Here is a 13,922-nt window from a genome sequence, read left to right on the forward strand (position 1 = left end):
TTCCGTGCTTGACACGGAATCTGGAGTCTGGATTCCCGCGTGCGCGGGAATGACAAAAGGCCTTGCCTTTTACTGTAAAATTTTACCTCCATTAAAATTTTATGACACAAATAGCAGATTTGGTCGTAAGAACTGGAGGTTTTTATGACAGAAAAAAGGGAATCCTGCTGATTGACTTATCCTTACTTTTTGCTCACTCAAAAAGTAAAAAGAATATTAGCCACAGATTGCCTCGGGATTCACCCCGTGTAATACTCCAACCTGCCTGTGCGTGACCGCACGCAGACAGGGATTGAATTTCTTTGTTAGAATATTACACGGGGCAGGCAGATTTTCTCCTTCTTTGTCATTCCGCACTTGATGCGGAATCTGGACTCTGGATTCCCGCCCCCGATCAGGTCGAGGGCATGCTTTCACGGGAATGACAGAGGAAGAGGTAATCCTCGTACTATAGAAATATGGAAGTAAAAAAAGAATTTAATCGGAATAGGGGTCAGGTTGACCCCTATTATTAGACTATAATCATACTATTTATTCTGAGGAACAGCAGAAGAATGATGATCAATAATCATCCACTTACCATTCTGGTTCTTCCGATAAACAAAAGTATATCGAGCTGATATATTCATCATTTTACCATCTATCTCGTGAAAAAATGTGTAATAACCAGAATTTATGGCTATATCACCATACACTCTCACCATCGGATTGTAGTAGATTGCATTTAGATGTTCCAATCGCATAAAATGCTCAAAATAATCTTTTACTCCTTTAGGAGTTGTCCGCAAGAAAGGTGATACAGTGCCCCAAAAAACAGCTTCTTTAGCGTACAAGTTCGCCACAGTACCTGGATTAGTGGTGGTGACAGCCTCAACCCATTTGTCCATTGCCTCCAGCACCGATTGTTGTTCTTCAGTGAATTGCTGCACAATACCCTTTTGACCCATCAAAAGGTCATCGGTTTTTTTCATATCAAGCTCCTCCTTTTAATTTTGTTTGATCAACAAAACACAATTGAAGTATGTTTGTAAAACTAAAATGGTTTCCCATCAATACAATATATCACCGCCTCTTCCGGGCAGTTGGGGAAAAATGGGCAGTGGATACAATCTTTCCATATCTTTTTATCCGGTAATTCGCCTTTTTCTATTTTTTTAAAACCCAAATGAAGGAAAAATGAAACCTCCATCGTCAAAGCAAATACCTTATTTATACCTAAATTCTTTGCCTCTTCTATGTCAAATAAAACGAGCTTTTCGCCAATGGATTTTCCGCGATATTCCTTCTTTACACAAAGACTTCTTACCTCTGCCAGCCTGTGAGAATATACACGCAATGCACTTACGCCGACAATCTCTTTCTCCTCCGCCACTACAAATTCCCTGATCCTCTCCTCTATGTCATCCTGTGAGCGTGCAAGCACCTTTTTTTCCTCGGCAAATGTATCAATGATTTCTTTTATCTGCAGGCTATCTTCAAGATGTGCCTTTCTCAATATCATCCAATCTTTCCTGCAATGCATTCTTGTGGGCAAACAACTTTTCTATCTCTGCAATCTTTACAGCAAAAGGTGCTTTTTCCTCAAATGCCTGTTTCGTAAAGTAAATGACGCTACTCTTTTTCATAAATGTTTGCGGAGATAAAGGAGATAAAAAACGAGCGCAGGTTTGTGTGGGCAAGGTGTGATTTGGTCCTGCGATGTAATCGCCCAAAACCGCAGGCGACCAGTTGCCTATGAATATTGCACCGGCATTTTCTATCTGGGGATAGATTGAAAAGGGCTCCTCGGTCATAATCTCCACATGTTCACAGGCGATGGTATTTATCACAGATTTGAGATTTTCTTCATTGGTATGGATAAATAATGCATTCTTACAAGATTTTTCTAAAATATCCCTTCTTTCCTCTTTTTGTATAAATTTTTGAGCAATATCTTCTATCTCTCTTAGTTTTTTTTCATCCAAACTAACAATAAAAGCCTTTGCATCTTCGTCATGTTCCAATTGGGCAACAATATCTCGAGCTGCATATTGAGCAGGTGTAGTTTCATCTACTATAACGAGCACCTCTGAAGGACCGGCTAAGGCATCTATGCCTACATCGCCAAAGACCTCTTTCTTGGCGTAGTTTACATACACATTACCGGGACCTGCAATTAAATCTACTTTTTTAACACTTTCTGTTCCATAGGCAAAAGCGGCAATAGCCTGAGCCCCGCCTATCTTGTAGATTTCCGTTATATTACACAAAGATGCTGCAAACAAAATATAAGGACTGATTTCCCCATTATAGGCTGGCGTGGCCAGAGCAATCTCTTTTACTCCTGCCACAATTGCAGGAATGGCGGTCATCAAAACTGTAGATGGATATGTAGCCTTTCCTCCTGGTGCATATATCCCTGCCCTTTCTACAGGAGTTATATTTTCTCCTAAAATCATTCCTTCTTCTGTAGAAAACCATGATTTTTGCAGCTGGTCTTTGCAGAAGTTCTCTATTCTTTTATAGGCAACTTTCAACGCTTCTTTTACATCTTCTCCTATTGTCTGCCCCCGAGAAAAATCCTCTTCAGTAACTTTTATGTTTTTTTTGTTTGCCGTAAAATTATCAAATTTTTCTGTATAATAAAATAATGCTTCATCCTTTCTTTGTTTTATTTCACTGATAATCTTTCTCACAGATTCTCTTATACTTTCATCTTCTCTTTGAGAAGAGATATTTAATAAATCTCTTATGTCTTCTCTCTTCTTAATCTTTAATTGCATCTTTTATCTCTTTTAAAATATTGTAAGCTGCCTTCTCTTTTATATCCTTTTTAATATGTATTTTTCTCCCATCTTTAAATATTATATCCATCTCATTGTAAGGTGAAGAAAAACCAATATCCTTTCTGGAAACATCATTCGCCACACAAGCCCATAATCCTTTCTCCTCAATCTTTTGCATGGTATTTTGTTCTACATTTTCTGTCTCCGCAGCAAAACCCACAATTTTTACGGGCAGTTTCTTCGTCTCCACAATTTCATGTACAGTCTTTAATATATCTTCCGTCTGCACAAGCTCCAGTATCATCTTTTCCTTCTTCTTTATCTTTTGAGGAAATCTTTCCTTAGGCTTAAAATTGGAAACAGCAGCGGCCATAAGAAGAAGTGTCTTTTTACCTTTCAGTTCTTTTATCACCTCATCTTTCATCTGTTCTGTATCTTCTACCTCAATAAAATTCTTTATATTATAAGGTGGAGAAAGGTGACTGCATCCTGAAATAAGGGTGACATCTCCTCCCATCTTTGCCGCTATATTGGCAAGAGAAAAACCCATCATCCCTGAAGATGGATTGGAGATAAACCTTACTGGATCTATATATTCTCTGGTAGGACCAGCGGTAATTATTATCTTCCATCCTGAAAAAATTTTTTCACAAAACAGATCCTCTATCGCATCTACAATGATATTTTCTTCTGTTATATGTCCCTTGCCATAACTACCGCAGGCGAGTTTTCCTTTTACAGGCTCCAAAATCTTCCAACCTCTTTCAGTCAATTTTCTTATATTTTCTTGAGTTGCAGAATTTTCATACATAACACTATGCATGGCTGGCACACAGAGCTTTTTTGCTTTTGTAGCTAAAGCCAAAAGCGATACAGGGTCATCTGCTATTCCATGAGCAATCTTGGCAATGATATTGGCAGTGGCAGGCATAACAACCAATGCATCTGCCCAGCCTGCCCAGTTTATATGAGCAGTACTGGTTGGAACAGGAGAGGAAGAAATAAAATCACTCTTGAATATATCGCTGAATACAGGTGAATTGGTCAAACACTCAAATAAGAGAGGAGGAATAAACTTGGTAGAATCTTTTGTTTGCGCCACTCTTATATGAGCATCCCTTTTCTTCAGCACACTTATGACCTCCAACGCCTTGTATATAGCGACGCCACCCGTCACCCCAATAACGATATTTTTTTTCTCAATCATCCTAAATTAAATGTAATAAATTTAATCTCCGTCATCTCTTCAGTGGCAAAAGACAAACCTTCTCTGCCCACACCCGAGGATTTCACACCACCATAAGGCATCTGATCCACACGGAATGTAGGATAATCGTTGATGATAATTCCACCTGCTTCTAATTTTAAGGCTGCCCTCCAGGCATTCTGCAAATCATTTGTATATACACCAGCATTCAATCCATAGATAGAGTTATTTGCCATATCTATTGCCTCATCAAAATGAGAAAATGGTATGACACATACCACAGGAGCAAACAATTCTTCACAGATAACTCTCATCTCGGGTTTGGTGTTAGTGATAACAGTGGGATTAAGAAGTCTTTTGCCTATGAATTTTCCACCCGCCTCTATTTTTGCTCCTTCTTGCACCGCCTCATTTATCCATTCTTCTATTCTTATACAAGCTGCGTCATCAATCAAAGGTCCGTATTCCGTATCTTCATCTATAGGATTACCCACCTTTACCTTAGATACCGCTTGTTTAAAGCTGCCCAAGAACTCATCAAAAATATCTTCATGCACATATATTCTCTGAATAGATATACATACTTGGCCTGCGTTGGCAAAAGAACCAACTATACATTTGGGGATAACCTTTTCTATATTTGCAGACCTGTCCACAATTAATGCCGAGTTAGAACCCAGCTCAAGCGTGAGTCTCTTTGCCTTTGTCTCTTCTTTTAAATAAGAACCTACCTGCAGGCTGCCGGTAAAGGTGAGCATGGCTAACTTTTCATTTTTTATAAGTTTTTTTCCTATGGTTGAACCCGAACCATATATCACATTAAACATACCATCAGGCAGACCTGCTTTTTTCATCATTTCTGCCAACCTTGCTGCTGTGAGCGGTGTTGCAGTAGCTGGTTTTAAAATCACACTATTTCCAGCAGCAATAGCCGGTGCAACCTTGTGAAGAACAAGATTTAATGGAAAATTCCAGGGGGTGATAGCTGCTATTATACCAATAGGCATACGCATATAAAATCCAATATGGTTCTCTCCACTCTGAGAAGCATCCATGGGTATTGTTTCTCCATGCAACTTCAATGCCTCAACCGCAGCAAAACGAAGAGTCTCTATGCCCCTTTTCACCTCACCAATGGAATACTTAATGGCTTTTCCCGACTCTAATGTAATGAGACGGGCAATCCCCTGCAGGTCTTCTTCCATTAGATCCGCCGTTTTAGAAAGAATATTTGCCCTTCTGTATGCAGGAAAATTACAGGTTTTGAATGCTTCCTCTGCCGCATCTACCGCTTTATCCACATCATCTTCTTCTGCTTGAGTTACATATCCTACCAATTCATCATTGTAAGGATTTCTTACCTCTATCTTTCTTTCTCTCTCTATCCACTTGCCTCCAATGAACAATCCGTAATCATACATAATCCCTCCTACCAAGAATCCTCTCCACCTGTTTTACATCCTCTAATACATCAACTCCAATTAGATGGGTTTTTGTTTCCCAAACCATAATATCATATCCATTTTCTAATGCTCGCAACTGCTCTAATTTTTCAGTTTTTTCCAATGAAGACGGTGGAAGGCGACTTAAGGAAAGAACTGCTTCTTTGGTATATGCATATATGCCAATATGTTTTAAGAACAAACCATCTTTTCCCGGATATGGGATAAGCGAACGGGAAAAATACAGTGCCTTTCCACTTTTGTCTTTTACCACCTTTACCACATGAGGACTTTTTGCCTCCTCTAAGGAGGCAGGCTCAGCTAATGTAGCAATGGATGCGTCTTTTATGCGGGAAATAAATACTGAAAGAAGTTCGTCGATAATTTTTCCTTCTATAAGCGGTTCATCTCCCTGAACATTTACAACTATATCATAGTCCTTATCTTCTATAAAAGCGCCTATTCTTTCTGTGCCATTGTTAAAATCACCCCTTACTAATCTTGCCTCTCCTCCAAAGGAAAAAACTACCTGTTTTATCTTTTCACTATCTGTTAGTATGAGAACCTCATCTTTCATCTTTGATTGCATGCTTCCTTCCCATACCCATTGTATCATAGACTTGTCCAAAATGGGGGAAAGCACTTTCCCCGGAAAGCGACTACTGGCATAGCGCGCCGGAATAGCAATCAATATCTTCATATCTTCTTTAATATTTCATTTACCTCTTTCTTACTTACCACTTGAGTTCCTTTTTTCTCCACTACAACCGCTGCCGCTTCATTAGCTAAACTAACCACCTTTCTTAAAGGAAATCCTACTGCCATACCCACAATAAACATGGCAACCACCGTGTCTCCTGCCCCGGTTACATCGTATACCTCTTTTGCCAGTGCATCTACATGGAACCCTTCGTCTTCAGAGTAAAGTGTCATTCCTTTGCGTCCCTCTGTTATCAAAACACATTTTGCATTTGTTTCCTTTAATATCTTTTCTGCTGCTCTTTTTTCATCTTGAAGATCCTTTATAGCAATACCACTCATCAATTCTGCTTCTCTGAGGTTTGGTGTAATCACCGTAACATTTTTATATAGGTGAGTATGATTGACTTTAGGATCGACAACAATGGGTTTTTTAAGAGAACACAAACACTTAACCAATCCCTCTGTTATCACCCCTTTTCCATAATCAGAAATTACTATGGCATCAAATGTTTTTCTACTCATTGACTGCAACAATTCCCGCTCTGCCTCAGGCTCTATGGGCTTTACAATTTCCCTATCCAATCTTACAATCTGCTGTCCTTGAGCAATAATTCTTGTCTTAACTGTAGTTGTATGATTTTTTAAGGTAACACACCCACTGTAATCTATATCTTTTTCTTTTAGTATTTTTTTTAGATTCTTTCCCTTTTCATCTTCGCCAAAGACACCAAATAAGCTTACCTTAGATTCAACAACCTTTATATTATGAGCAACATTTGCCGCTCCTCCGAGAAACGATTTCTCCGCTCCTATGGCTACAACAGGAACCGGCGCTTCAGGGGAAACCCGCTCCACTTCACCCTCAATATACCTATCCAACATTATATCCCCTACAACAGCTATATTCAGTTTGGAAAACATATCTATTGGAATTTCTCCATTATTTCATTTGATATGTCAAAATTGGCATATACCTGAGAGACATCCTCGTCTTCATCTAATTTATTCATAAGGGTTAGCATTTTTTCTGCATCTTTCCCTTCCAACCTTACCGTACTTTGGGGAATCATCTCAATAGTATCTGCCTGGGGTTTGAAACCAACTTGAACAAGAGAATCTTTTACTTCATTAAAGACTTTGGTCTCTGCAATTACTTCATATACACCATCTTCTCCGTTGTCTATTACATCCGTTGCCCCCGCTTCTATTGCTTTTTCCATCAATTGTTCTTCGTCTGTTTCTTCTCTACTGAAAGTCAAACAACCTCTTCTTTCAAACATCCAGGAAACACAACCATTCTCACCCAAATTTCCACCATATTTACTTAAAATGTGTCTTATGCTGGCTGTAGTGCGCTTCTTGTTGTCTGTAGTGGCATAGATCAATATTGCTACACCACCGGGGCCATAGCCTTCATATAAAATCTCTTCATAGCTTACGCCGGGTAATTCTCCCGCTCCTTTTTTTATTGCTCGCTCAATATTTTCTTTGGGCATATTGCTTTCTTTAGACTTTTCCACTGCTAACCTCAAGCGAGGGTTCGCATTTATATCCTTTCCTCCCAAGCGAGTAGCAATGGTAATTTCCTTGATGAGCTTGGTAAATATTTGTCCCCTTTTAGCATCTGTTCTACCTTTCTTATGTTTAATACTACTCCATTTACTGTGTCCAGACATATCTTCTCCTAAATCATTTTAGGTGGTTCAATACCTGTTTGTTTCTGATATCTGCCCTTCTTGTCCTTATAAGAGATTAAACATTCTTCTTCAGCACCCAAAAAGATAACCTGTGCAATGCCTTCGTTGCTGTATATCTTCGCTGGCAATGGTGTGGTGTTGGATATTTCAATAGTTACATACCCTTCCCATTCTGGTTCCAAGGGTGTAATATTGACTACAATCCCACACCTGGCATAGGTAGACTTCCCTAAGCAAATAGCCAATATATCTCTTGGTATCTTAAAATATTCCATACTACGAGCCAACGCAAAGGAATTGGGAGGAACAATACATGTTTCTCCCTTAAAATCTACATAGTTTCTATCCGTGAAATTCTTAGGGTCTACTATGGTGCAGTTCACATTGGTAAATATTTTAAACTCATCCGCCACTCGCATATCATAGCCATAGGAAGAAACACCGAAAGAGATAACACTTTTTGACACCTGTTTTTCTTTAAAAGGAAATATCATTCCTTTCTTTGCTTGCTCTATAATCCAGCGGTCATTTCTTACACTCATTTATCCTTCTCTCTTAATTATTCTTCCTACAAAATGTAGCATGAATAGCTTTTTTCTCTGCTCAATATCGGGTAGATACTGCATTTTCATCTTTTTAACATCTTCCTCCGTAAAATCCATATTATTATCTTCCAAAAACCTTTCCAAAGCAACAATATACTCCGCTACCTTTTCTATTTCCCCTACAATAGCATCCTTTTCTCCTCTATCCAGAACAAGCATAAATTTCTCTACAATATCTTCATAAGTAGGTTCTTTTATTTCCAATCCATATTCAAATATATTATCCATTTTCCCTCCTACCAAAAAACTATGTATTACACAATGATTATATAAAGTTTCCCTTTTGTTGACAATAAAATATATAACATTTAAATATTTTGTTTCAAGTAATATTAAACAATGCCCAGTTTCTGAAATATCAGAACTACAATAAGCCAGGCAAGTATGCTCAGAAGTAGTGATGTGATAAAAGGAGTCTTCTTTAACAATATGATAAACAATACAAAAAAGATAATGGTAGGAACTATACCTATAATCACGCCTTTAGAAAATGAAATTATAATATCCGAGGAACTTTTTCCTATTTTCAGCCAGATGATCACAAGCAGTGTAGTAAGGGGCATAGCTGCAATTACACCACTTAAGCAGGGCACCCTCTTGGCTAATTCAGAGAGAATGACGATAATAAATGCAGAGACAGCAACTTTTATCCAAAACATCATATCTGGATAATCTCTTTTTCAGGAAGAACAAGACAGGTGAGCTTTTCGCCATATACCGCTCCAGTGTCAATGCCAATCTTGTTTTTTAGAAATAGAGGTTCAGCTAAGGGAGTATGTCCAAATACAACAACTTTGCCAAAGTCACAATCACTGTATATAAACTCATCTCTTATCCACACCAAATCATCAATAGATTGTTTTTCTAAGGGTATGTTCGGTTTCAATCCGGCATGAACAAATATATAATTGTCCATCTCATAATATGGAAGAAGGCTTTTAAAAAACTCTATGTGCTCGGGAGGGAAGAGATCGGATGAAATATTATACTTTTTTATACCATAGCTTAACAGTGTAGTTTCCCCTCCATTGAACAGCCACATCTCTATAGGTAAACTCTTTTGAAGAATATCTAAAAGCATTTTTTCATGGTTACCTAAAAGTGTAATAATATGATATTGCGATTTGAGATTTATCACTTCCTCTACCACTTTTTTTGAATCCGTTCCCCTGTCAATATAATCTCCCAAGAATATAAGCATATCATTGTTTTTTATATGTAGTTTTTCTAACAATGTCTTTAATCTTTCATAGCAACCATGAATATCACCTATAACAAATATGCGATTCACAGATTTAAGAATATTTTTTTATTTATACTTGTCAAGCAAAGCTTCGCTTCGCTTGCAACTGCCAAATACAGTTGTCAAGGCAAAGCTTCGCTTCGCTTGCAACTGCCAAATACAGTTGTCAAGGCAAACAAAACCGTTTACTTGCAAGTGTAAAAATACACTTGTCAATAAAATATTTTCGTGGTATATTTTCCATATATAGGAAAGATGAGAGGTTGAGGGAATGGCACGAAAATGTGATATTTGCGGTAAGAAGCCAATAGTAGGGTTCAAGGTAAGTCGTTCTAACAGAAAAACGAAAAGAAGATGGCTGCCGAATCTTCATAAGATGAAAGTATTGGTGGATGGAAAAGTGAAAAAGCTCAATGTATGTATGAAATGCCTTAAAGCAGGTAAAGTGGAAAAATATGTTCGGGTCTAAACAAAGAGCAAGAGGTGGGAGGTTTATATGAATGGAGTAGCAACACAAAGAATGTCGGGTTGGCATCTAATATGGATGCTAATATCGTTGATAGTAGTGGCAATTGGCGGTATTACTGGTTTATACGGCTGGGTTTTTGGGCAAGCTGGGATGTTTGGTGCAACACGTGAGATGACTATGGGTGTCTGTCTTATCGGTTATCTCTACTTCGTTGGTATTACCACTGGTTTGTGTGTGATTGGTGCATTGGGACATCTGTTTGGTTTTGACACTTATGAGCCAGCAACATCAAGAGCGGCCTGGCTGGCTATCATGTCTCTTTTGGCTGCTTTTTCCTGTATCCTGTGGGATTTAGGCCATCCCATTAAAGCAATTTTTCTGTTTATTTTTTCACCAAATCTTTCTGCGCCTATAATGGGAATGGCTATCTTCTACGCATCTTATATTGTTTTTGCTATCGTAGAATTTATACTGCTTATGCGTAAAAAATATGGAATAGCTGTTGTGTTCGGCGGAATAGCGCTTGTGCTTGATGTTATAGCAAGAGCAAATGTAGGTTTTGTGTTTGGCTCTGCTGTTGCCAGACCATTTTATGTTGGACCGTTTCCTTCTTTCTTTTTCTTGGCTTTATCTATGACTTCCGGAATGGCCGTTTTTCTTTTGACTACCACCTGGATTTCCAAATTGAGGGGAAAAAGCAACCCATCACTTATAAAAGCGGCTACAAAAGTGCAGATCGTGTCCTTGTGCGTAGTAGCATTATTTTATATGTGGTATATAATAAGCGGCAAGTTCGGTCTTGTCCCGGGCAAATATGAAGCGGTAAAAGCATTATATGCAGGTCCTCTTTCCTTAAACTTCTGGTTATTTGAGATAATCTGCGGAATTGTTTTACCTTTAATACTTTATGCTTCAGCTAAGGGAAAATCGGCAACAATTACATTTATTGCCTCTATATTAGTTATCGCCGGCACATATGCTGCTCATTACGATTTCACTATGGCAGGACAGATTGTTTCTGTACTGCATCCATTAGGCATGACTACAGAACACTCCACGGTGTATTTAAATTATACTCCAAAGATAGCGGAATGGCTTATTATCGCTGGAGGGTATGGCGTGTTATCCTTCCTATTCTTGTTGGGTGAAGCAATATTCAAATTCCCCATCAGTGAAAAAGCAGAATAGTAAGGGGGGATAACCCCCCTTACTATTTATTCCTTTATGTTTAATTGTGATAGCTCAAAAATCAAAAACGAAGATATTAGCTCGTTGCATTTAAGGTTGCCTTTTTATCGTTTTCTACAAGCTCATCGCTTTGACAGGACATACCTTCACACACCAGCCGCAAGCAACACATCTATCCGGGTAGAAGGATACCTTCATCGTCTTCTTATCATCTATTACCAATGCTTCTGGAGGACATACAGAAACGCAAATACCACAGTGATAGCATTTTTCCTCATCTCTCTTTATCTTTCGTTCTACAAACTCTACAATTACATTATTTTGTATTAGATAATCTAATCCTTTTTGCAGTTTCTCTTCTTCTCCAATGAGTTCCATAATAAGCACGCCTTCCCTTCTGGGAAGAATTTTTGCCTCTAATATATTGAATGTTAAATTAAATTCCTTGGAAAGCTCACATACAATAGGCTTATCCACCACTTCTTTCTTGAATGTAAGAATCACTTTTTTAGATACCATCCTTTACTCCTTTAAGAGGAAATCTCTATGTTTCCCCATATACCCGTTTTGCTGCCCATAACAATAACACACCCTAAAATACCATCTATGCTTTGAGCAAAATCCAATCCTTTTCTTATGTCCCTTTCATTTTTTACCATGTTGCCAATTCTTGTTGCTAAGGCATCGGACAATATTGCACTGTGAGATATAACAAGGCAGGCATCCGTTTTACCTAAACTAAGAGATGGCCCTATCGTTGCTGATGAGGTACATATACCATATGGCAATACATCTTTCTTTAATTTCACCATAAGTCCACTTGAAGGAGATGAACCTGCAAATACAGCTATTTTTGGTTGTTTGTTTAATTTGAGGAATATATCCCCACCGTTTTCTATGATATATTCTTCATCATCCATTACTGTTTTTCCCACAAATTCTGCTATCGCTCCAGCCACAGCAGCCATCGGGCCTACACCGACAATTTGTGTATATTTTATCATCTCTTTGACAATTTGTGGTGCCTCCTCATCCATTTCCAATGGCTTTAAAGAAACAAGAAAATCTCTCCTTTTTCTAATATACCTTTTAATATCTCCTCTCAAATTTTCTACACATTCTTTTATGCTTTCTTCCTTGTTAGTATGCGATTTTATAAACAGGTCACTTTCCCTCACTTTTACGATGTAATCCTGAAAGTTTTCTGAAGAAGTGCGATAGAAACGATTATTCATCTCTTATATATTTTCTTGGCTTATAGTTCTTCGCCTGAGGCAGCTTTCCTTGCGGTTCAGAAAGAAAGAACTTTTTGTCTTTAATCCAACTTTTTAATGTTTCCGCTACCTCAATCGCTTTGAAGTAGCTGGACATAGGAGAAGAAGAAACCCCTTTACCATTTATTTCTATGTATCCACTCTTCAACTGCTTATAGCTTACCTTTCCATAAGTTTTTTCTTTGTTTTGAGGATAATCAGAACCGTAATCTTCTATGTATACATAGATATCCTCATCACCTATTCCGGTGAAATATGCAATTTCCTCATTCAATATAGGTATAGGTATTCCTATACCTATAGTTAAAGAAGTGCCATATCCAAGTATGGATACCCCCCTTACAAAAGCAGGATTCATCTTTTTCATATCGCCTACGCAGGCTAATGTTCCTGCAGCAGACAAAACAACACCTCTCTCTGTCCTCTCTACATTTGGGTTGTGCTGTGTACCGGGAAATGCGATATACCCTATTCCTCCACCCAACAATATTCTTGTTCCTATACCAATAGTTAAATAAAATGGATCATTAAGGAGTGGGCTCAGTTGTCCGGCTGAGGAATATGTGGTATTTGCCATATGTGGTTTTAAAATACCCATATAGGTATAAACTGTTTTATCCGATGTATTTATAGCACAGGTATAGTTCTGACAAGCATTTCGCGGATTGCACAAAGTGGCATAGGACAGATCGCGAATAGTGATTTTCTTGATAAACGAGCCGCGAGGATAACAATCCGTCCCATATCCCTCCACCCTCAACTCCAAAGTTTTTTTAGCAATAAGGTCTTCTATCACATGGCCTCCACCGTAAGAAAAGTTACCAGGATGGACCTTGTTCAGCGGATCTCCCTCTTTTACAGATGTTGCTCCGATAAACAGGTCTACTGCCGCCAATCCAGCATAGGCAGGAACATTATTTAGCCAGGCTTTATATGCCTTTATGCGGGGAGTAGTATGGCCAAAGTTTATAAATGCCCCGGAAGAACACATAGTGCCAAATGTACCAGTAGTCACTACATCTACCTTTTTTGCCGCATCAACAATACCTTCTTTTCTAACGATGTCTACCATTTCTTCTGCATTTATTACTACTGCTTCTCCCCTTTTTATCTTTTCATTTATCTGTTTTATTGTCTTGCTTACCTTGTACTCTTCCATTCTCGCTAATTTAGATTTTATTCCTTCTGTTGTCAAGACAAGCGACAAAGTCGTTTGCTTGCAAACACTAGAGGTGTTTGTCAAGACAAGCGACAAAGTCGTTTGCTTGCAACTCTCGGAATGTGTCAATGAAAATGAGACACCTCCATTGGTAATTTAGTGTATCACCGA

At 38.4% G+C, this 13,922-nt stretch carries 17 protein-coding genes; 2 read left to right on the forward strand and 15 right to left on the reverse strand.

The annotated features are described in order from the left end of the window. Window positions 1-527: 527 nt before the first annotated feature. The 12 genes from J7J10_04050 to J7J10_04105 form a co-directional block, all read right to left on the reverse strand. On the reverse strand, window positions 528-971 hold the full coding sequence (locus J7J10_04050) for an SgcJ/EcaC family oxidoreductase (GenBank protein ID MCD6130101.1): 444 nt from the start codon (window positions 969-971) through the stop codon (window positions 528-530). 62 nt (window positions 972-1,033) lie between these two features. Beyond that, the gene (locus tag J7J10_04055; protein MCD6130102.1) at window positions 1,034-1,501 is read right to left on the reverse strand and encodes an N-acetyltransferase; all 468 of its coding nucleotides are present in this window, start codon (window positions 1,499-1,501) and stop codon (window positions 1,034-1,036) included. Beyond that, entirely contained in the window at window positions 1,476-2,762 is a 1,287-nt protein-coding gene (gene hisD / locus J7J10_04060; GenBank protein ID MCD6130103.1) for a histidinol dehydrogenase, read from the reverse strand. Before hisD ends, J7J10_04055 begins: the two co-directional genes overlap by 26 nt. After that, a complete protein-coding gene (gene coaBC, locus J7J10_04065) occupies window positions 2,746-3,972 on the reverse strand; it encodes a bifunctional phosphopantothenoylcysteine decarboxylase/phosphopantothenate--cysteine ligase CoaBC (protein ID MCD6130104.1) in 1,227 nt (408 codons plus the stop codon). The genes hisD and coaBC overlap by 17 nt, the downstream gene beginning before the upstream one ends. Continuing rightward, on the reverse strand, window positions 3,969-5,393 hold the full coding sequence (locus J7J10_04070) for an aldehyde dehydrogenase family protein (protein ID MCD6130105.1): 1,425 nt from the start codon (window positions 5,391-5,393) through the stop codon (window positions 3,969-3,971). Before J7J10_04070 ends, coaBC begins: the two co-directional genes overlap by 4 nt. Next, on the reverse strand, window positions 5,386-6,114 hold the full coding sequence (kdsB, locus tag J7J10_04075) for a 3-deoxy-manno-octulosonate cytidylyltransferase (protein MCD6130106.1): 729 nt from the start codon (window positions 6,112-6,114) through the stop codon (window positions 5,386-5,388). The genes J7J10_04070 and kdsB overlap by 8 nt, the downstream gene beginning before the upstream one ends. Continuing rightward, on the reverse strand, window positions 6,111-7,037 hold the full coding sequence (locus J7J10_04080) for a bifunctional hydroxymethylpyrimidine kinase/phosphomethylpyrimidine kinase (protein ID MCD6130107.1): 927 nt from the start codon (window positions 7,035-7,037) through the stop codon (window positions 6,111-6,113). The genes kdsB and J7J10_04080 overlap by 4 nt, the downstream gene beginning before the upstream one ends. Window positions 7,038-7,039: 2 nt before the next feature. Next, entirely contained in the window at window positions 7,040-7,792 is a 753-nt protein-coding gene (locus tag J7J10_04085; protein MCD6130108.1) for a YebC/PmpR family DNA-binding transcriptional regulator, read from the reverse strand. Window positions 7,793-7,800: 8 nt separating this feature from the next. Next, a complete protein-coding gene (locus J7J10_04090) occupies window positions 7,801-8,355 on the reverse strand; it encodes a dCTP deaminase (protein MCD6130109.1) in 555 nt (184 codons plus the stop codon). Continuing rightward, entirely contained in the window at window positions 8,356-8,646 is a 291-nt protein-coding gene (locus J7J10_04095; protein MCD6130110.1) for a DUF2018 family protein, read from the reverse strand. A 104-nt stretch (window positions 8,647-8,750) separates the two neighbouring features. Beyond that, window positions 8,751-9,077 (reverse strand): DUF3147 family protein, encoded by a 327-nt coding sequence (locus J7J10_04100; GenBank protein MCD6130111.1) that lies wholly within the window; start codon window positions 9,075-9,077, stop codon window positions 8,751-8,753. After that, entirely contained in the window at window positions 9,077-9,709 is a 633-nt protein-coding gene (locus J7J10_04105; GenBank protein MCD6130112.1) for a metallophosphoesterase, read from the reverse strand. The genes J7J10_04100 and J7J10_04105 overlap by 1 nt, the downstream gene beginning before the upstream one ends. A gap of 223 nt (window positions 9,710-9,932) precedes the next feature. On the opposite strand from J7J10_04105, the gene J7J10_04110 reads away from it, so the two are divergent. Beyond that, window positions 9,933-10,130, forward strand: a complete 198-nt coding sequence (locus tag J7J10_04110) for a 50S ribosomal protein L28 (protein ID MCD6130113.1) — start codon at window positions 9,933-9,935, stop codon at window positions 10,128-10,130. A 27-nt stretch (window positions 10,131-10,157) separates the two neighbouring features. Further along, window positions 10,158-11,318 carry a polysulfide reductase NrfD gene (nrfD, locus tag J7J10_04115; GenBank protein MCD6130114.1) on the forward strand — a complete coding sequence of 387 codons (1,161 nt, stop codon included), beginning with the start codon at window positions 10,158-10,160 and terminating at the stop codon, window positions 11,316-11,318. A gap of 114 nt (window positions 11,319-11,432) precedes the next feature. On the opposite strand, the gene J7J10_04120 is transcribed toward nrfD, so the two are convergent. The 3 genes from J7J10_04120 to J7J10_04130 are packed head-to-tail and all read right to left on the reverse strand — an operon-like array spanning window position 11,433 to window position 13,751. Beyond that, window positions 11,433-11,837 carry a 4Fe-4S binding protein gene (locus J7J10_04120; GenBank protein MCD6130115.1) on the reverse strand — a complete coding sequence of 135 codons (405 nt, stop codon included), beginning with the start codon at window positions 11,835-11,837 and terminating at the stop codon, window positions 11,433-11,435. An 11-nt stretch (window positions 11,838-11,848) separates the two neighbouring features. Then, entirely contained in the window at window positions 11,849-12,553 is a 705-nt protein-coding gene (locus J7J10_04125) for a UPF0280 family protein (protein MCD6130116.1), read from the reverse strand. Next, complete coding sequence (locus J7J10_04130) at window positions 12,546-13,751, reverse strand: homocysteine biosynthesis protein (protein MCD6130117.1); 1,206 nt, start codon at window positions 13,749-13,751, stop codon at window positions 12,546-12,548. Before J7J10_04130 ends, J7J10_04125 begins: the two co-directional genes overlap by 8 nt. Window positions 13,752-13,922 lie beyond the last annotated feature (171 nt).

The organism is Deltaproteobacteria bacterium (assembly GCA_021159305.1).
Classification (GTDB): Bacteria; Campylobacterota_A; Desulfurellia; order JAGGSF01; family JAGGSF01; genus JAGGSF01.